The organism is Ramlibacter tataouinensis, from assembly GCF_001580455.1.
In the GTDB taxonomy this organism is placed as follows: domain Bacteria; phylum Pseudomonadota; class Gammaproteobacteria; order Burkholderiales; family Burkholderiaceae_C; genus Ramlibacter; species Ramlibacter tataouinensis_B.
This window is the reverse complement of record NZ_CP010951.1, coordinates 2,567,911-2,585,525: the sequence shown is the minus strand read 5'-3', so window position 1 is coordinate 2,585,525 and position 17,615 is coordinate 2,567,911. Positions and strand designations below refer to the sequence as shown.

18 protein-coding genes are annotated in these 17,615 nt (G+C 68.6%); 5 read left to right on the top strand and 13 right to left on the bottom strand.

The features are described 5' to 3' along the window. Positions 1–117: 117 nt before the first annotated feature. The 3 genes from UC35_RS12480 to UC35_RS12470 are packed head-to-tail and all read right to left on the bottom strand — an operon-like array spanning position 118 to position 3,452. Complete coding sequence (locus UC35_RS12480; protein ID WP_061500058.1) at positions 118–1,551, bottom strand: hypothetical protein; 1,434 nt, start codon at positions 1,549–1,551, stop codon at positions 118–120. Beyond that, complete coding sequence (accC, locus tag UC35_RS12475) at positions 1,548–2,963, bottom strand: acetyl-CoA carboxylase biotin carboxylase subunit (protein ID WP_061500055.1); 1,416 nt, start codon at positions 2,961–2,963, stop codon at positions 1,548–1,550. The genes UC35_RS12480 and accC overlap by 4 nt, the downstream gene beginning before the upstream one ends. Before the next feature lie 3 nt (positions 2,964–2,966). Continuing rightward, positions 2,967–3,452: an acetyl-CoA carboxylase biotin carboxyl carrier protein gene (locus UC35_RS12470; RefSeq protein ID WP_061500052.1), complete on the bottom strand. Its 486-nt coding sequence runs from the start codon at positions 3,450–3,452 to the stop codon at positions 2,967–2,969. A 213-nt stretch (positions 3,453–3,665) separates the two neighbouring features. Here UC35_RS12470 and UC35_RS12465 point away from each other — a divergent pair, with 213 nt between their 5' ends. From UC35_RS12465 to UC35_RS12445, 5 genes are read left to right on the top strand one after another with little or no spacing between them, the layout of a single operon-like run. After that, positions 3,666–3,890, top strand: coding sequence for a biotin/lipoyl-binding carrier protein (locus tag UC35_RS12465; protein WP_061500050.1), 225 nt, complete (start codon positions 3,666–3,668; stop codon positions 3,888–3,890). Positions 3,891–3,898: 8 nt separating this feature from the next. Beyond that, positions 3,899–4,606 (top strand): GntR family transcriptional regulator, encoded by a 708-nt coding sequence (locus UC35_RS12460; protein ID WP_061500048.1) that lies wholly within the window; start codon positions 3,899–3,901, stop codon positions 4,604–4,606. A gap of 29 nt (positions 4,607–4,635) precedes the next feature. Further along, complete coding sequence (locus UC35_RS12455) at positions 4,636–6,219, top strand: class I adenylate-forming enzyme family protein (RefSeq protein ID WP_061500045.1); 1,584 nt, start codon at positions 4,636–4,638, stop codon at positions 6,217–6,219. Beyond that, a complete protein-coding gene (locus tag UC35_RS12450; protein ID WP_061500043.1) occupies positions 6,216–7,784 on the top strand; it encodes an acyl-CoA carboxylase subunit beta in 1,569 nt (522 codons plus the stop codon). The genes UC35_RS12455 and UC35_RS12450 overlap by 4 nt, the downstream gene beginning before the upstream one ends. Positions 7,785–7,833: 49 nt before the next feature. Beyond that, positions 7,834–8,580 (top strand): SDR family oxidoreductase, encoded by a 747-nt coding sequence (locus tag UC35_RS12445; RefSeq protein WP_061500040.1) that lies wholly within the window; start codon positions 7,834–7,836, stop codon positions 8,578–8,580. A gap of 147 nt (positions 8,581–8,727) precedes the next feature. Here UC35_RS12445 and UC35_RS24075 read toward each other — a convergent pair whose 3' ends face one another. From UC35_RS24075 to UC35_RS12400, 10 genes are all read right to left on the bottom strand, one after another. Beyond that, positions 8,728–8,883, bottom strand: coding sequence for a hypothetical protein (locus tag UC35_RS24075; protein ID WP_173861257.1), 156 nt, complete (start codon positions 8,881–8,883; stop codon positions 8,728–8,730). 70 nt (positions 8,884–8,953) lie between these two features. Further along, on the bottom strand, positions 8,954–10,624 hold the full coding sequence (locus UC35_RS12440; protein WP_061500038.1) for an MFS transporter: 1,671 nt from the start codon (positions 10,622–10,624) through the stop codon (positions 8,954–8,956). 204 nt (positions 10,625–10,828) lie between these two features. After that, positions 10,829–11,470 carry a 2-hydroxychromene-2-carboxylate isomerase gene (locus tag UC35_RS12435; protein WP_061500034.1) on the bottom strand — a complete coding sequence of 214 codons (642 nt, stop codon included), beginning with the start codon at positions 11,468–11,470 and terminating at the stop codon, positions 10,829–10,831. Further along, a complete protein-coding gene (locus UC35_RS12430; RefSeq protein WP_061503816.1) occupies positions 11,467–11,709 on the bottom strand; it encodes a DUF1289 domain-containing protein in 243 nt (80 codons plus the stop codon). Before UC35_RS12430 ends, UC35_RS12435 begins: the two co-directional genes overlap by 4 nt. Before the next feature lie 8 nt (positions 11,710–11,717). After that, positions 11,718–12,218, bottom strand: coding sequence for a YbaK/EbsC family protein (locus UC35_RS12425; protein WP_061500031.1), 501 nt, complete (start codon positions 12,216–12,218; stop codon positions 11,718–11,720). Then, positions 12,200–13,129: a hydroxymethylglutaryl-CoA lyase gene (locus UC35_RS12420; protein WP_173861256.1), complete on the bottom strand. Its 930-nt coding sequence runs from the start codon at positions 13,127–13,129 to the stop codon at positions 12,200–12,202. The genes UC35_RS12425 and UC35_RS12420 overlap by 19 nt, the downstream gene beginning before the upstream one ends. A 5-nt stretch (positions 13,130–13,134) precedes the next feature. Beyond that, complete coding sequence (locus tag UC35_RS12415; RefSeq protein ID WP_061503815.1) at positions 13,135–14,055, bottom strand: 2-hydroxyacid dehydrogenase; 921 nt, start codon at positions 14,053–14,055, stop codon at positions 13,135–13,137. Positions 14,056–14,067: 12 nt separating this feature from the next. Beyond that, a complete protein-coding gene (locus tag UC35_RS12410) occupies positions 14,068–16,170 on the bottom strand; it encodes an acetyl/propionyl/methylcrotonyl-CoA carboxylase subunit alpha (RefSeq protein ID WP_061500025.1) in 2,103 nt (700 codons plus the stop codon). A gap of 16 nt (positions 16,171–16,186) precedes the next feature. After that, positions 16,187–16,810, bottom strand: a complete 624-nt coding sequence (locus tag UC35_RS12405) for a DUF4126 domain-containing protein (protein WP_061503814.1) — start codon at positions 16,808–16,810, stop codon at positions 16,187–16,189. 12 nt (positions 16,811–16,822) lie between these two features. Next, positions 16,823–17,608: an enoyl-CoA hydratase/isomerase family protein gene (locus UC35_RS12400; protein WP_061500023.1), complete on the bottom strand. Its 786-nt coding sequence runs from the start codon at positions 17,606–17,608 to the stop codon at positions 16,823–16,825. Positions 17,609–17,615: the final 7 nt, after the last annotated feature.

Genomic DNA, 17,615 nt, shown 5'->3' with positions numbered 1-17,615 from the left:
GAGCGCCAGAAGGGGCACTCTCGTTGTTGCAAATCCTCGCCAGGTATCCAACCTGGCTGCGGTTTGCGCCTAGATAGCGCCCCTTCTGGCGCTCACGGGGGGTGCTATTTCCCTGTTTCACTGGACTAAGCCCAGTTGGAGGCGAATTTCGATGCCGGCGCCGTTCGCCGACACCAGCGCGTACCGGGACGCGCGCTGCAACAGCCCACGCGCCAGCGCCACGGCCGGCGCGACGGATTCATAGCGGAGTGCTGCGAGGCGGGCATGTCCCGGCACCTCGCGCGCATCGACACCTGCGACACCTGCCAGCAGCGTCTGGCCGCCGGCGTAGCTCCGGTCGGCGGGGATGGCGGAGCTGGCCTCGATGCGGCCGACGCGCTGTTGCAGGCCGTCGTGCAGGGTCCCCGGCGGCGTGCCGTAGATGCCCTGCAGCAGGCGCCGCAGCACCGGCCTGAGACTCTGGTAGCGGGGCTCGCCCCGGAAATGACTCATGGCCTGTTCGGCGATCGCCTGGGCGAAAGGGGCCACCATGGGCGGCGACCCCATGTCGGCGCGCACGGCCGCACACTCGGCGGCGAAGGCGTGCACGCGCGGCCATTCGCCGCGTTCGCGCAGCTGCGACATGCATCGCGCCGCCACTTCGCCGGGCAGCTGGTGCGCGAACGGCGCCAGGTCGAACACCCACGGCTGCGCTGCGGGAAAGCCTTCCTGGTCGGCGATGGCTGCCAGGCCCTCGTTGGCCGCCGCCAGCGCCTGATGTGACGGTGCCGACGCCAGGATCTCCAGCCGCGCGAGCGAACGCAGCAGCAGCGGCAGTGCGGGCAAGGACGCCCCATTGGCCAGGCACGGCAGAGCCGTGTCGATGCCGCTGATGCCCAGCCGCGCTGCCTCGACTGCCAGCCAGGGCCCCAGGGCGGTCTGGCAACGCGTGTGCAGGTCCAGCGGCAGCTCGCCGAGCGCGGCGCGCAGCGCGGGCAGCAGGCTGCGGGCGCGGTCCGGCGTCAGCACGCCGCTCTCGTCGCGCAGCATCACCCGGTCGGCGCCGCAAGCCGCCAGCGCGCGCGCGCGCCGGGCGTAGTCGGCATCATCCAGCCCCGCATCGGCGACGTAGGGCAAGGCGGCGATCGGCACGAGGCCGGCGGCGATCGCGTCGCGCACCGCCCCGGACATGCGCTGGGGGTCCTGCAGTGCGTCCAGCAGCACGACCTGGGCGATGCCGGCGGCGGCCAACTCACCCAACCACGGGGCGAGCAGCCCGGGCCCGAGCGTGTCGTCCGGCGCGCGGCCGTGGCCCGTCAGCAGGTTCACCGTGGCGCGTAGCGGCACACCGGGGCAGCGGCGGCGCGCCAGGACCGCCCTTTGCAAGGGGTTTTCGCCGCGCGCGATGCAGGCCTCGAGCACCGACGGGCTGAGCACCTCGATGGCGGCCAGCCCGGAGCCGGCCAGATGACCGATGCACTCCAGCAGCATCGGGGTCGTCAGCCGCTGGTCCCAGACGGCGGCCTGGCCGTCGGTGAAGCTGGCGTCGCTGAAACGCAGCGCCGTATTCATGCCGTGGCCTCCTGCGTGGCCCGTGCCGCCTTGCGCGCGGGCAGGAAGGTCTCCTCGACCCAGCGGGTGGTGACCTGGCCGGCGGCGAAGTCGGCATCGGCCAGCACGGCCTCGTGGAAAGCGGCGGTGGTCGTCACGCCTTGCACCTGCAGATCGGACAGGGCCGCCGTCATCTTCGCGATCGCCTCGCTGCGGGTCGGCGCGTGCACGATCAGCTTGCCGATCATCGAGTCGTAGTACGGCGGCACGGTGTAGCCCGCGCAGCAGTGCGAGTCGAGCCGGATGCCCGGGCCGGCGGGCGCCTTCCAGCCGGTGATCAGGCCCGGTCGCGGCAGGAAGTTGCGGTCGGGATCCTCCGCATTGAGCCGACACTCGATGGCATGCCCGTGGAGCGTGATTTCGTCCTGCGTGAAGGACAGCGGCAGGCCCGCGGCCACCCGGATCTGCTCGGCGACCAGGTCGCGCCCGGTGATCATCTCGGTGACCGGATGCTCCACCTGGATGCGGGTGTTCATCTCGAGGAAGTAGAAACGGTTGTCGCGGGCGTCGACGACGAATTCGACGGTGCCGGCGCCGAAGTAGCCGACGTTGCGCGCCAGCCGCAGCGCGCACTGGCCCATGGCCGCGCGTTGCGCCGCGCTGAGCGCGGGCGACGGTGCCTCCTCGATCAGTTTCTGGTGCCGGCGCTGGGTCGAGCACTCGCGCTCGCCCAGGTGGACGATGTTGCCGTGCTGGTCACCGATGACCTGGATCTCGATGTGGCGGGCGCGCTCGATGAACTTCTCGACGTATAGCGTGGCGTCGCCGAAGGCCGACTGGGCCTCGGAGGCGGCGGAACGGAAGGCCGCCTCCATCTCGGCGCCGGAGCGCACGACGCGCATGCCGCGTCCGCCGCCGCCGGCCGTGGCCTTGACCAGAACGGGGTAGCCGATCTCCTCGGCGATCCGCCGCGCCGCCGCGGGGTCGGCCATGGCGCCGGAGCCGGGCACTCGCGGCACGTCGGCCTTGGTGGCCAGGCTGACGGCGGTGATCTTGTCGCCCATGGCATCGATCGCCTCTGCGCTCGGTCCGATGAAGATCAGGCCGGCGTCGCTGCAGGCGCGCACGAAGGACGAGCGCTCGGAGAGGAAGCCATAGCCGGGGTGCACGGCGTCGCAGCGGGTCTCGAGCGCAGCCTTGACCAGCAGGTCGGCGCGCAGGTAGCTTTGGCCCGACGGCGCCGGGCCAATGACCACGGCCTGGTCGGCCATGCGTGCGGCCATGCTGTCGGTGTCGGCCTCGGACACGCCGACGACCGATTCGATGCCCAGCGAGCGGCAGGCGCGCACGATGCGTACGGCGATCTCACCGCGGTTGGCAATGAAGACGCGCCGGATGTCGTGGCGGGCGAGGGGAATGGTGGCGTCGTTCATGGCTCACCCCTCGATCAGCATCAGGATCTGGTCGTGCTGCACCAGCTTGCCGTGCTCAGCCAGGATGCGGCGCACCCGACCAGCCACCGGCGCCTTGACGGTGTTGAACATCTTCATCACCTCGACCAGGCAGACGGTCTGGTCCAGCGCCACTGCCGCCCCCTCTTGCACGTAGGCCGGCTGTTCGGGCGACGGCTTGCAATAGAAGGTTCCCAGCATGGGCGCGCGAATGGCGGTCATGCCGGCCGGCACTTCCGTGACGGGCACTTCCGCGCCGGCCGCGGCGCCAGGGGTTGCCGCCGGCGGCGCGGGCTCGACCGGCCGCGCGCTCGGCGCGGGAATCTCGATGGGGACCGTGGCCAGCGGGGCGGCACCGTGCTTGCGCGCGCGCAGGACGAAGTCACCGAGCTTGATGTCCAGCGATTCGAGGCCCTCGGACCGGTCCAGGATGTCGAGCAGGCTGCGGACGTCGGAATGGGTAAGTGGCATTGACGATCTCATCAAATGGGTGCGTGTTCCGGAGGTCCATCGCCGATGGGCCGCCTTGGATGGAAAAAACTGTACGCCCCGATTATCTGATTGTCAACAATCAGACATGTGGCTAGAATTGACTTACGACAACCCGCCGCGTCAGGGCTGCCCGAACGGCGGGGCATCCGAAATCGACTGACCGCCGGTGTCCGGCTATCGAAGGAGCGCACATTGAAGACATCAACCATCACGTCCGAGATCACGGGCACGGTGTGGAAGATCGTGAGCCGTGTCGGCGACACGGTCGACGAGAACCAGGACCTGGTCATCCTGGAATCGATGAAGATGGAAATCCCGGCCTTGTCGCCGGAACGAGGCACGGTGCGCGAAATCCTGGTGAAGGAGGGCGAGCTCGTGAAGGAGGGCCAGGCCCTGGTGATCGTGGAACAGGCCTGAGCACCGCCATGCCCACCACCTTGAACTCCAATGGCGCCACTCGGGCGGCACCGAAGAGCCGTCCGCTGACCTTGCCCGAGCAGATCGCCGAAAGCATCACGCTGGCGATCCTGAGCGGCGAATACGGGCCCGGCGACCGCATCCTCGAGCAGCAGCACGCCGAGCAGTTCCAGGTCAGCCGCGGGCCGATCCGCGAGGCCCTGCGCATCCTGGAAAAAAGCGGTGTGGTGACCATCCTCGCGCAACGCGGCGCGCACGTGACCCGCCTGTCTGCCAAGGAAGTGAACGACCTGTTCGAGATCCGGCGCGAATTGGCGGGCCTGTTCTTCCGCGGCAGTTCGCCCGTGGATCCGGCCTTCATCGAGCGCCTGGAGCAGGACGTGGCCGAGCTGGAGCGCCTGGCCCAGGACCCCGACGGCTGGGATCGCTACACGCAGACGACCATGCAGCTGAGCCGCTTCATCTATTCGGCCTGCCCGAACGAGAAGCTGGCGGACATCTACCACTCGCTGTCCTTGCAGACCGCGCGCTACACCAAGCTCGGCTTGCGCGACCAGGACCGGCGGGTGCAGTCCTTGCGCGGCTGGCGCCGCGTGATCAATGCCTTGAAGAAGAACCGGTTCGAGGAAGCCGGCGACGCCCTGAAAAAACTGATCGACGACTCGCGGCTCGCCGTGCTGAAGGCCCTCCAGCAGGACGGTTCCGCCGGCAAGTGACGCAGCTTCCACCTGAATGAGATGACAGCATGACTTACCCACGAATCGCAGGCGGGCGGCTCACCTGGGCGGCAGTCCAGCATGGCGCGCGCCCTGCCCTGATCCACGGCGACCAGACCTTCAGCTTCGATGAAATCGAAGCGCGCACGAATCGCTTTGCCAATGCCCTGCTCGGGCTGGGCCTGGCGCCGGGGGACCGCGTGGCCGTGCTGCTGAACAACTGCGTGGACAGCGTTGTTGCCGTTTTCGGCGCAGAGAAGGCGGCGCAGACCTATCTCGCGCTCAATGCGCGGCACACGCTGCCCGAACACGCAGCCATCCTGAACGATTCGCAGGCCAGCACCGTCGTCCTGGGACCCGAGTTCGCAGCGCTGGCCGGGGAACTCCCGGCGCTGGTGCCTTCGCTGCGCCATGTGCTCGGCGTCGGCTTCAAGGCGCCGAACGCGCTCGACTACCACGATTTGCTCGGCGCGGCCGAAGTCCGCGCGCCGCGCATACCGATACCGGACGACCACATCGAGCGCATCGGCTACACATCGGGAACCACCGGCAAGCCCAAGGGCGTGGCCTACACCGCCTTGCGCTGGCAGCAACGCCTGGACAACCAGTTCCACGCCATGGAGTACGCGCTCGGCGTGGACGATGCGATGCTGCACGTCGGCCCGCTGACCCACGCGGCGGGCGTCTACCTGCTGCCCTGCTACCTGCGTGGCGCGCGCAGCGTGGTGGCCGACAGGTTCGACGCCGCGGCGATGCTGCGCGACATCGAGCGGCACCGGATCACGCAGCTGATGCTGGTGCCGACCATGCTCAGCCGCGTGCTGGATGCCCTGGACGCAGGGTCGAACGCCGACCTGTCCTCGCTGCGGATCATCAATTACGGCACCGCCCCGGCGTCGGTCGAGCTGCTCCGGCGCGCGGTCAAGCGCTTCGGACCGATCCTGCGCCAGCAATACGGCATGACGGAGGCGGTGCAGCCGCTGGCCGTGCTCTATCCGCATGAGCATGTGATCGAGGGCGCGCCGCAGGAGACGGCGCGCCTGGGCTCCTGCGGGAAACCGACGGTCAATGTGTCGATCACGATCCGCGGCGCCGATGACCAGGAGCTGCCGCAAGGCGAGATCGGTGAGATCGCCATCGCCCACCACGGCATCGGCGCCGTTCAGTTCTGGCGCCAGCCGCAAATCACGGCGGCGTCGATCCGCGGCGGCTGGTACTACACCGGTGACCTCGGATATTTCGATGCCGAGGGCTACATGTACATCGTGGGCCGCAACAAGGACATGATCATTTCCGGCGGCTTCAACGTCTACGCGCGCGAAGTCGAAGACGCCCTCGCCTCCTGCCCCGGCGTGCTCGAAGCCGCGGTGATGGGCGTTCCCGATCCCGAATGGGGCGAGCTCGTGGCCGCCTTCGTGGTTCCGCGCGAGGGCAGCCGGGTCACCCCGGAGGAGCTGACGGCACACTGTGGCGCGCGCATCGCCGGCTACAAGAAGCCCCGGGTGATCCGGCTGGTCAAGGAGCTGCCGCGCAATCACTCGGGCAAGGTCACGAAGCACGTCCTGCGTGACGCCTTCCTTCAGGAAACTGAAGCCGCAAAGGTGCCGGCATGAACGGGCAGACCGAATTCGAACCTGCCGGCGAATGGGTCGCCGAGCTGACGGAACTGCAGGCGCGCCGCGCCATGGCCCGCGCCATGGGCGGCGCGCCGGCGCTGCAAAAGATGCGCGACGCCGGCCGCATGAACGCGCGCGAGCGGATCGCTGCCCTGCTGGACGACGGCAGCTGGCGCGAACTCGGCTCGGTCGCCGGCAAGGGGCACTACGACGAGCAAGGGCACTTCCGGGAGCTCGATCCCTGCAACGCCATCGTCGGCACCGGACGGGTCGCCGGCCGCAAGGTGGCGCTGCACGTGGACGACTACTCGATCCGCGCCGGCTCGTCCGAAGCGACCATCGCCGACAAGTGGATCTACATCGAGCGCATGGCCTGGCAGCTGCGCATGCCGCTGGTCCGGCTGGTCGACTCGGCGGGCGGGAGCGTCAAGCTGCTGATGCAGAGCGCCGGCTCCAAACTGCCGGAGTACGTGAACTGGCCGGTCCAGGAACTGCTGCGCACCGTTCCCGTCGTCGGGGTCGCGCTGGGATCCTGCGCCGGCCAGGGCGCCATCAAGGTGCTGTTCTCGCATTTTTCCGTGATGGTGCGCGACCAGGCGCAGGTGATGGCGGCAGGGCCGCACGTGGTTCGCCAGGCCTATGGCGTCGACATCGACAAGAACGAGCTGGGCGGATGGTCGGTGCACCGCAAGAACGCGCTGGTCCACAACGAGGCGGCCGACGAGGCGGACGCGCTGGCGCAGGTTCGCAGCTTCCTCAGTTACCTGCCGCGCAGCGTCCATGAGCTGGCGCCCGTCGTCGCCTGCGACGACCCGGTCGACCGCGCCGACGACTGGCTGAAGGACGCCATTCCGCACGATCGGCGCAAGATCTACGACCCGCGCCGCATCCTCAAAAGCGTGTTCGACCGCGATTCGATTTTCGAGATCGGCCGGCATCAAGGCGGCTCGGTGATCACGGCGTTGGCACGGCTCAACGGCATTCCGGTCGGCGTGATCGCCAACGACCCGAAAGTGCACGGCGGCGCGATGACATCGCAGGCGGCCTACAAGATGGAGCGGCATACCAACCTGTGCAGCCTGTTCGGGCTGCCGGTGGTCAACTTCGTCGACCAGCCCGGCAACCAGACCGGACTGGAAGCCGAGCTGGGCGGCACGCTGCTGGGCGCGGTGCGCGTGGGCGATGCACTGCACGAAAGCCGCTCGCCCTGGGTCTCGATCATCGTGCGTCGCTGTTTCGGCATGGCCGGCGCACTGCACGGCCCGAAGGGCGGCGAGCAGCTCAATCACCGCTTCGCCTGGCCGTCGGCGCGCTGGGGCTCGATCCCGATCGAAGGCGGAGTGATGGCCGCCCACAAGAAGGAGATCGAGGAAGCCAGCGACCCGGCCGCCAAACGCAAGGAGCTGGAAGACTATTACCTGCGGATCAGCTCGCCATTCCGCACGGCCGAGAAGTTCGGCATCCTGGAGATCATCGACCCGCGCGAAACGCGCGCGGTCCTGTGCGACTGGATCGAGGATGCCTGGCGCGTCGTGCAGGGCGACCGGATCGGCCCGCGCTGACTTTTTTCCGGCCGCTGCGCCAACCCAACCCATTTCTGAGGAATAGAACATGCCTGTGATGATCGTGACCGGCGCCAGCCGCGGCATTGGTGCCGCCACGGCACGCATTGCCGCCGCCAACGGCTGGGACGTCTGCATCAACTACCTGAGCGACCGCGCATCGGCCGAAAGCGTCGCCGCGGATGTGCGGGCGGCCGGCCGGCGCGCCCTCATCGCCCAAGCCGACGTGGCCGACGAGCATGCGATCTGCCGCATGTTCCGCGTGGTGGACGAGGAACTCGGACGCGTGTCCGCGCTGGTCAACAACGCCGCCTTCACGGGAAGCGGCCGCCGCCGGGTCGACCAGATGAAAGCCGCCGACGTGAACGCGGTCCTCAGCGCCAATGTCACGGGAACCATCGTCTGTTCGCGCGAGGCGATCCTGCGCATGTCGACGCAGCACGGCGGCCAGGGCGGCGCCATCGTCAATGTGTCGTCGGCGTCGTCGCGGATTGGGGCACCCAACCTGTGGATGGACTACGCGGCCTCCAAGGGTGCGGTGGACGCGCTGACCTTCGGGCTGGCCGCCGAGGTAGCCGCGGACGGCATCCGCGTCAATGCCGTGCGGCCCGGACTGATCGACACCGACATCCACCAGAAGACCGGCATCGCCGACCGCCTGGAGCGCACCGTCAAGAACATCCCGATGAAGCGCGCCGGCACCGCGGAAGAGGTCGGCGAGGCGATCGTCTGGCTGGCTTCGCCTGCAGCCTCTTACGTCAGCGGGTCCATCCTGGATATCGCCGGCGGCCGCTGAACGGCGTCGAGCTCCTGAGGGAGCGCTTCGCAACGCGCACGCAAGGCTCGCCTTGCCGGGCGCTGGCATGTGACGCCTGGTCGTACCCGGGGAACGCCCTCGTTCGAGGGCTGGCTGCCGGCGCGGATGCTCACGCCGGTATCACTCTCACTTCGTCGCGGAAGCTGCCGGCTCCGGCGCGTGCGGCGTGACTGCTTCGGTGCCGTGCTTTTCCCCGCCCATGTCGAGCTTGTCGCCGCCTTTCATGATCACGAACATGGCCACCGCCGCGAACACGACGAAGGCAATCACCAGCTTCCACATTGCATGTCTCCTTTGATCGAGGTTTCAACAAAGGGCCCGCCACGGGGCAGGCCCTTCAGTGAAACGACGTTCAGTCCTGGGCGTAGATGTCCACGTCCTTGGTCTCGCGGATGAACAGCGTGCCGATCACGAAGGTCGCCGCCGCGATGATGATGGGATACCACAGGCCGTTGTACATGTTGCCGGTGGCCGCCACGATCGCGAAGGCGGTGGTGGGCAGCAGGCCGCCGAACCAACCGTTGCCGATATGGTAGGGCAGGCTCATCGAGGTGTAGCGGATGCGCGTGGGGAACATTTCCACCAGCATCGCCGCGATCGGGCCGTACACCATGGTCACCAGGATCACCAGGTAGGTCAGGATCAGCACCACCATGAACTTGTCGACCTTGGCGGGATCGGCCTTGGACGGGTAGCCGGCGGTCTTGAGCGCCTCGGCCACTTCCTTTTTGAAGGCCGCGATCGCCTTGGTGCTGGCTTCGTCGAACTTGTGGTTGGCCACGGTGGCGGCGGGCGCCGTGATGACCTTGTCGCCGATCTTCACGGTGGCGGGCTGGCCGGCGGGACCATTGGCGTTTTCGTAGCTGACCGAGCTCTGCGCGAGGTAGCGCTTGGCGATGTCGCAGGAGGTGTGGAAGTCGATCTCGCGGGCGATCGGGCTGCCCTGGAACGAGCAGTCGGCCGCATTCGCGCTCACCACCACCTGGGCCTTGGCCTGCGCGGCGGCGAGGTCGGGGTTGGCGGCCTTGGTCAGCGCGCTGAACACCGGGAAGTAGGTGAGCGCGGCCAGCAGGCAGCCGGCCATGATGATGGGCTTGCGGCCGATCTTGTCGGACAGTGCGCCGAACACGATGAAGAAGGGCGTGCCGATCAGCAGGGCGGCGGCGATCAGGATGTTGGCCGTGGCGTTGTCGACTTTCAGCGCCTGCGTCAGGAAGAACAGCGCGTAGAACTGGCCCGAATACCAGACCACGGCCTGGCCGGCGGTGAGGCCGATCAGCGCCAGGATGACGATCTTCAGGTTCTTCCACTGGCCGAACGATTCGGCCAGCGGCGCCTTGGAGGTCTTGCCTTCGGCCTTCATCTTCTGGAAGGCGGGAGATTCGTTCATCGACAGGCGGATCCACACGGAGATGGCCAGCAGGGCGATCGACACGATGAAGGGAATGCGCCAGCCCCAGTCGCCGAAGGCCTGCTCGCCCATCGCGGTGCGGGTGCCCAGGATCACCAGCAGCGACAGGAACAGGCCCAGCGTCGCGGTGGTCTGGATCCACGCGGTGTAGGCGCCGCGCTTGCCGTGCGGCGCGTGCTCGGCCACATAGGTGGCGGCGCCGCCGTACTCGCCTCCGAGCGCCAGTCCCTGCAGCAGGCGCAGCGCGATCAGGATCACCGGCGCGGCCACGCCGATGCTGGCGTAGCTGGGCAGCACGCCGACGATGAAGGTCGACAGGCCCATGATCAGGATGGTGACCAGGAAGGTGTACTTGCGCCCGATCATGTCGCCCAGTCGGCCGAAGAAGATGGCGCCGAAGGGACGGACCAGGAAGCCGGCGGCGAACGCGAGCAGCGCGAAGATGAACGCGGACGTCGGGTCCAGCCCGGCGAAGAACTGCTTGGCGATGATGGCCGCCAGCGAACCGTAGAGGTAGAAGTCATACCACTCGAACACGGTGCCGAGCGATGACGCAAAGATGACCTTCTTTTCCTCCGGCGTCATCGGCCGGGGTGCTGCAAGTGTCGACATCTGCTTGTCTCCAAGAATTAGGCACCCGACGCGGATGCTTGCAGGCATTCTTGGAGATCGCTCTGACCCTGCTCTGACGCGAAGCCAACGCGGGCTTGCACGAAACTGAATGGGTTCTGACGAATTAGGGTGAAACCCGCAGCGCCGGTTTCACGATGCGAGGAAGGTGCTGAGCCGCAAAGGGTAAACCCGGGACCGTCGGGCTCAGGATCGGGCGCGTTGCACGCCGACGGGCCGCTGCGCGGCGCGGTCCCAGTGCGCTTCGAACCAGGCATCGCCCTCCAGCCAGGCACGCAGCATCGGCAGCGAATCGAAGCCCCAGAAGATCTTGTCGTCGACCACCAGGGCCGGCACGCCGAACACGCCTTGCGCGATCGCCTGCGCGGTGTTCGACTTGAGTTCGCCTTTCACCGCATCGCCTTCCGGGTCGCGCTTCGGATTCAGCTGCCCGGCCAGTTCCGCCAGCCGCTGCGCGTCGGCGGCATCGGCGCCACCGCGCCAGACATGGCGGAACACCGTCTCGGCGACGTAGCGGTTGATGAGGCCGTCCTCGCCGCACGCCAGCGCCAGCCGCAGGTGCGGCAGCGGATTGAAGGGATGCGCCGCCGGCATGTCGATCGGCACGCCATTCGCGTGGCCGAGCCACGTCACCTGCCGGTAGGTCCAGTCGCGCTTGGAGCCGATCTCGGCCGGCCCGAGCTGGCCGTGGTGCTTGAGCAGGGCGCCGAACAGGACCGGCCGCAAGTCGACGCTGTAGCTCAGTCCCTTCAGGGCTTCGGGCAGCTTCTCGAACGCGAGCATGGCGTAGGGCGAGATGAAGTCCAGGTAGAAGGTGATGCGCTTCATCGGTCTTGCTCCTCGTCGCCCGTAGGCCCGTGCGCGATGCGCTTGCCGATCAGCGCCCACACCTGCTGCTTTTCCCGGTCGTCCATCCGGCTCCAGGCCGCGATCTCGTCCAGCGTGCGCAGGCAACCCTCGCACCAGCCGGTTCCCAGGTCCATGCGGCACACCGACATGCAGGGCGACGGCACGCCCTGCGCCGCGCCCGCGGTGAGCTCGCGCGCCCGCTCGGCCAACAACGCCATCGCTTCCATCAGGCGGGCGGCTGGACCACGTCGGCCACCGGCGCGCCGGTCAGCCGCTCGAGGTCGCTGGGGTGCAGCTTGAACACGCCGTGCGGATGGCCCGCCGCGGCCCAGATCTCGTCGAAGCGGAACAGCTCGCGGTCGATCAGCGTGACCGGCGGCTGCGCGTGCGCCACCGGCGAGACGCCGCCGATCGAGTAGCCGGTCTTGGCCTTGACAAACTCGGCGTCGGCGCGCCCGGTCTTGCCGACCAGCGCATCCACTTTCTTTTCGTCCACGCGGCGGTCGCCCGAAGCGATCACCAGCACGGCCGCGTCGTCCGACTTGCGGCGGAAGATGATGCTCTTGGCGATCTGCCCCACGGCGATGCCCAGCGCATCGGCCGCTTGCTGCGCGGTGCGCGCGGCATCGTCCAGCATCACCGGCGAATGGGGGTGGCCCTGCTCGCGCAAGACGCGGGCGACGCGCTGCACGCCCTCCGGCAGGGCGCTCAGCTCGGCACCGCACATGCTTCGTTGTTCCTTTTGGTGAGGATGGCGGTGGCAGCGCGCGAGTTCGGCTTGCGGCCGAGGAAATCGCTGATGTACTTGCCGGCGTCGATCAGCTTGTCGAGGTCGATGCCGGTGTCCACGCCCATGCCATGCAGCAGGTAGACCACGTCTTCGGTGGCGACGTTGCCGGTTGCGCCCTTGGCATAGGGACAGCCGCCCAGGCCCGCCACCGAGGTGTCGAACTGCCAGATGCCCATTTCCAGGCAGGCCAGCGTGTTGGCCAGCGCCTGACCGTAGGTGTCGTGGAAATGGCCGGAGACGTCGTCGAGCGCGTAGTGGCGCAGCGCCGCTTCCATCGCGGCCTGCACCTTGCGCGGCGTGCCGACGCCGATGGTGTCGGCCACGCCGATGTGCTGCACCCCAATCTGCTTCATCAGCCGCGCCACCAACTCGACCCGTTCCGGCGCCACCTCGCCCTCGTAGGGACAGCCGACGGCGGTCGAGATCGCGCCGCGCACGTAGATGTTCTTCGCCCTTGCCGCTTCCACCACCGGGGCGAAGCGCTCGATGCTTTCCTGGATCGAGCAGTTGATGTTGCGCTGGCTGAAGGCCTCGCTGGCCGCGCCGAACACCACGACTTCATCAGGCCTGGATTCCACCGCCGCCTCGAAGCCCTTCATGTTGGGCGTGAGCACCGAGTAGCGCACCCCGCCCTGGCGCCGGATGCCGGCCATGACCTGCGCGTTGTCGGCCATCTGCGGCACCCACTTCGGCGACACGAAGCTGGTGACCTCGATCTCCGTCAGCCCGGCGTCCTGCAGGCGATGCACCAGTTCGATCTTGACCTCGGCCGGCACGGGCTGCTTTTCGTTCTGCAGGCCGTCGCGCGGGCCCACGTCCACCAACTTGACTTTGCTTGGCAACTTCATGGGGCTCAGTATCCTCTTTCCGGGTCAACCACACCGGAGATGGGCTCTCCCCGCTCCAGCGCCCGGATCTTGCCGGTGATCTGCGCGATCGACTCGGCGCGCAGGGTCCGCGCCGAGGTGTGCGGCGTGACCGTGACCTTGGGGTGCCGCCAGAACGGATGACCCTCGGGCAGCGGCTCGGTGCGAAACACATCCAGCGCCGCGCCCGCCAGCCGGCCGCTGTCCAGCAGCGCGAGCAGGTCTTCTTCGACCAGGTGGGCGCCGCGCGCCACGTTGATCACGAAGCCACCGGGCATCAGCAGCGACAGCGTGCGCCGGTTCATGATGCCCTCGGTGTCGGGCGTGAGCGGCAGCAGGCACACCAGCATCCGCGTGCCGGCCAGGAAGGCATCGAATTCTTCCGCGCCGGCGAAACATTCGACGCCCGGCAGCGCCTTGCGCGTGCGGCTCCAGCCGCGCAGCGGAAACTCGAACTGCCGCACCGCTTCGCACACACGCTCGCCGAGCACGCCCAGGCCCATGATGCCCACCGGGAAGTCCGCGCGCTCGCGCGGCCGCCGGTAGGACCAGGCGCCGTGCCGCACATCGTCCTCGTAGCCGTCGAGTTCGCGGAAATGCCGGATCAGGGCATGGCAGACGAACTCGGCCATCTGCACCGCCATGCCGCCGTCGTCGATGCGCACCAGCTTCGCGGCCGGCGGCAGCCTCAGCTGCAGCAGCGCGTCGACACCGGCACCGATATTGAAGATGCCCTTGAGCCCCGGCTGCTCGTCCAGGAACTGCTGGGGCGGAGCCCACACCACCGCATGGTCGGCCTGGGGCGCGCCGGGCTGCCACTCCTGCACCTCGGCACCGGGCATGGCGCGCCGCAGGCCCTCGACCCAGGGCTGCGCCTTCTGCTGGGTGGCACAAAAAAGAATCCGCATGTTGGGCGGCACCTACAGCGACAGCTTGAGCAACTCGGCGCCCTCGGCCACCTGGTCGCCCGGCGCATACAGCAGCTCGGCCACGGTGCCGTCGGCCGGCGCGGCGATGGTGTGCTCCATCTTCATCGCCTCCATCACGGCCAGCGGCTGGCCCTTGGCCACCTTCTCGCCGGCCTTGACCGAGAAGGACACCACCTTGCCCGGCATGGGCGCCGTCAGCCGCCCCGCATCGGCCGCGCCTTCGCCCGCGTGCGCCAACAGGTCCAGCGACACGATCTGGGCGGCGCCGGCCGGGCTGAACACATGATCGGTCTCGCCGCTGGCGTACACCGCGGCGCTGAAGCGCTGGCCCGCGAAATGGATGTCCAGGCCCTGGCCGGTCTCGGCGAACGAGAGCGCGCCCGACACGTTGCCGACGGTCAGCACCAGGCTGCCGTCATGCAAGTAGCTCAGCAGCGCCTTGGCATGCTCGCCGCCGAAATCGAACTCGAAGCGGCGCGTGGTCACGCCGTGCGAGCGCCAGCCGTCGCGGCGGCTGAAGGGGTCGCGCCCCTGGGCCTGCCGGTCCTGCAACAGGGCCTGGGCGATCGCCGCGGCCGCGGCGTGCGCCAGCGGCAGCGGCTGCTGCTTGAACAGCACCGCCTGCTCGCGCGGGATCAGCGCCGTGTCCAGGTCGGCCTGGGCGAAGGAGCGGCTGCGCGCGGCATAGCGCAGGAACTGCACGTTGGTGGCCAGCCCCACGATGTGGGTGCGCGCCAGCGCCTCGTCCAGCCGGGCCAGCGCCTGCTCGCGGCTGTCGCCGTGGACGATCAGCTTGGCGATCATCGAGTCGTAGAACGGCGAAATCGCATCGCCTTCGCCGAAGCCGGCATCGATGCGCACCGGTGCGGCGGCGTGGAAGGGCTCGGCATCGGCGTTGCGGCAGAAGGCCACGTGCTGCGGCCAGCGCGCGACCTGAAGCCGCCCGGTGGCCGGCAGGAAGTTGTTGTCCGGGTTCTCGGCGCAGATGCGCGCCTCGATCGCATGGCCGCTGATCCTGAGCTCGTCCTGCTTCTTCGGCAGCGGCTCGCCGGCGGCCACGCGCAGCTGCCACTCGACCAGGTCCTGGCCGGTGATGGCCTCGGTGACGGGATGCTCGACCTGCAGCCGGGTGTTCATCTCCATGAAGAAGAAACTCATGGCCCCCACACTCCCCGCTTCGCGTGGTTCGCTGCCCCCCGAGGGGGCTGTCCCGCCTTGGGGCGGCCCGGCGTCGGGACTCATTTCGCGGCCACGCTGCTCGACGATGAACTCCACCGTGCCGGCGCCCACGTAGTTCACGGCGCGGGCCGCGGCCACCGCCGCCGCACCCATCTCGCGGCGCAACGCCTCGCTCATGCCGGGCGCTGGCGCTTCCTCCAGCACCTTCTGGTGGCGGCGCTGCACCGAGCAGTCGCGCTCGAACAGGTAGACATAGTTGCCGTGGGTGTCGCCGAACACCTGGATCTCGATGTGACGAGGCCGCTGCACGTACTTCTCGATCAGCACCGCGTCGTCGCCGAAGCTGTTGATGGCTTCGCGCTTGCACGACTCGAGCGCGGCGATGAAGTCGGCCTGCCTGTCCACCGCGCGCATGCCTTTGCCGCCGCCGCCGGCGCTGGCCTTGATCAGCACCGGGTAGCCGATGCGCTCGGCCTCGGCGGCCAGCAGCGAAGCGTCCTGGCCGGCGCCGTGGTAGCCCGGCACCAGCGGCACGCCCGCCTTCTCCATCAGCTGCTTGGATTCGGCCTTCAGCCCCATCGCCTTGATGGCGGAGGCCGGCGGACCGATGAACACCAGCCCGGCATCGGCGCAGGCCTGGGCGAAATCCTCGTTCTCGCTGAGGAAGCCGTAGCCGGGATGGATGGCCTCGGCGCCGGTGGCCTTGGCGGCATCGAGGATGCGCTCCCAGCGCAGGTAGCTGTCCTTGGGGGCGCTGCCGCCGATGTGCACCGCCTCGTCACAGGCGGCGACGTGCTTCGCATGGGCGTCGGCGTCGGAATACACCGCCACGGTCCGCAGGCCCAGGCGCCGCGCGGTGGCGGCGACGCGGCAGGCGATCTCACCGCGGTTGGCGATCAGTATTTTCTTGAACATTGTCATCCTTCAAACGCTAGCGCCGCAGCGCCGGGCTGCCGCCAAAAAACTCTGCCACCCTGCGCGCCGCCAGCCGCAGGAACTTGTACAGCAGCACCATCAGCGCGATCGCCAGCGCGATGCTCAGCACCAGCGCGACGGCGAAGATCACCGGGTGCTCGGCGGCCAGCCACAGCATGAACACCACCATGCCATCCTCGACCAGCGAGACCGCGACGTTGGAGAAGGGCTCGGGCGAAGTGTTGACGGCGGCACGCGTGGTGAGCTTGGCGGTGTGCGCGGTGGCCGCGAGGCCGCCGCCCAGCAGCGCGGCGATCCAGGTCATCGCGTCGTTGTCGGCGCCCAGCGCCGCCGCCGCCAGCGCCGCGCCGGCCGGAATGCGGATCACCGTGTGGATGGTGTCCCACACCGTGTCCACATAGGGAATCTTGTCGGCGAAGAACTCGACGAAGCACATGAAGCCGCTGACCCCCAGCACACCCGGGTGCTGCAGCACGTTCAGGCCGTGCGGCAGGTCGACCAGCCCGAAGTAGCCCGCCAGCCCGGTCAGCAGCACCGCCGCGTAGAGCCGGATGCCGCTCAGCCAGCCGAGCGCCGCCGCCAGCGCCAGCAGCTGCGGCGTGTCGACGATGCGGTCCAGGCCGTCCACGGGTCAATTCTGCGCGAGCCATCCGGGCTTGCGCTTTTGCAGGAAAGACTGGATGCCTTCGCGGCCCTCGTCGCTCACGCGGATGTCGGCGATGCCCTGCACCGTGCGCTCGATCAGTGAGCGCGTGATGTCGCGGCCGGCCACGTCCTGCACCAGCGCCTTGCACGCCTTCATCGCGGCCGGCCCGGCCTGCACCAGGGCCTGGGTGATCGCGCCGACGCGGGCCTCCAGCGCTTCTGGCTTGACCACCTCGTGCACGAAGCCGATCCGCAGCGCCTCGGCCGCATCGAAACGCTCGGCCGTGAGGAAGTAGCGGTGCGCCGCGCGCGCGCCCATCGCCCGGATCACGTAGGGGCTGATGGTCGCCGGGATGAGGCCGAGCTTGACTTCGCTCAGGCAGTAGTTCGCGGCGTCCACCGACACCGCCATGTCGCAGGCCGCCACCAGCCCCATGCCGCCGGCATATACGTCGCCTTGGACGCGCGCCACCGTCGGCTTGGCGCAGTGGTAGAGCATGCGCAGCATCTCGGCCAGCGCGCGCGCGTCCTCGAGGTTCTCCTCGCGGGTGTACTCCGCCATGCGCTTCATCCAGTTCAGGTCGGCCCCGGCGCAGAAAGCGGCGCCGTTGGCCGCCAGCACGATGCAGCGCACTTCGTCGCGCTCGCCGAGCTCGGCGAACACCGCGGTGAGCTCGGCGATGACCTCGTCGTTGAAGGCGTTGCGGACTTCGGGGCGGTTCAGCGTGACGGTGGCGATGCCGCTGTCGAACCGCAGCTCCAGGTGCTTCATGATGGGT

Bases quoted from the DNA above. Each gene is read 5' to 3' on its own strand.
- UC35_RS12440 (WP_061500038.1), bottom strand. From the start codon at position 10,624: ATGTCGACACTTGCAGCACCCCGGCCGATGACGCCGGAGGAAAAGAAG.
- UC35_RS12460 (WP_061500048.1), top strand. From the start codon at position 3,899: ATGCCCACCACCTTGAACTCCAATGGCGCCACTCGGGCGGCACCGAAG.
- UC35_RS12445 (WP_061500040.1), top strand. From the start codon at position 7,834: ATGCCTGTGATGATCGTGACCGGCGCCAGCCGCGGCATTGGTGCCGCC.
- accC (WP_061500055.1), bottom strand. From the start codon at position 2,963: ATGAACGACGCCACCATTCCCCTCGCCCGCCACGACATCCGGCGCGTC.
- UC35_RS12400 (WP_061500023.1), bottom strand. From the start codon at position 17,608: ATGAAGCACCTGGAGCTGCGGTTCGACAGCGGCATCGCCACCGTCACG.
- UC35_RS24075 (WP_173861257.1), bottom strand. From the start codon at position 8,883: ATGTGGAAGCTGGTGATTGCCTTCGTCGTGTTCGCGGCGGTGGCCATG.
- UC35_RS12435 (WP_061500034.1), bottom strand. From the start codon at position 11,470: ATGAAGCGCATCACCTTCTACCTGGACTTCATCTCGCCCTACGCCATG.
- UC35_RS12430 (WP_061503816.1), bottom strand. From the start codon at position 11,709: ATGGCGTTGTTGGCCGAGCGGGCGCGCGAGCTCACCGCGGGCGCGGCG.
- UC35_RS12480 (WP_061500058.1), bottom strand. From the start codon at position 1,551: ATGAATACGGCGCTGCGTTTCAGCGACGCCAGCTTCACCGACGGCCAG.
- UC35_RS12415 (WP_061503815.1), bottom strand. From the start codon at position 14,055: ATGCGGATTCTTTTTTGTGCCACCCAGCAGAAGGCGCAGCCCTGGGTC.
- UC35_RS12420 (WP_173861256.1), bottom strand. From the start codon at position 13,129: ATGAAGTTGCCAAGCAAAGTCAAGTTGGTGGACGTGGGCCCGCGCGAC.
- UC35_RS12410 (WP_061500025.1), bottom strand. From the start codon at position 16,170: ATGTTCAAGAAAATACTGATCGCCAACCGCGGTGAGATCGCCTGCCGC.
- UC35_RS12425 (WP_061500031.1), bottom strand. From the start codon at position 12,218: ATGTGCGGTGCCGAGCTGAGCGCCCTGCCGGAGGGCGTGCAGCGCGTC.
- UC35_RS12450 (WP_061500043.1), top strand. From the start codon at position 6,216: ATGAACGGGCAGACCGAATTCGAACCTGCCGGCGAATGGGTCGCCGAG.
- UC35_RS12470 (WP_061500052.1), bottom strand. From the start codon at position 3,452: ATGCCACTTACCCATTCCGACGTCCGCAGCCTGCTCGACATCCTGGAC.
- UC35_RS12455 (WP_061500045.1), top strand. From the start codon at position 4,636: ATGACTTACCCACGAATCGCAGGCGGGCGGCTCACCTGGGCGGCAGTC.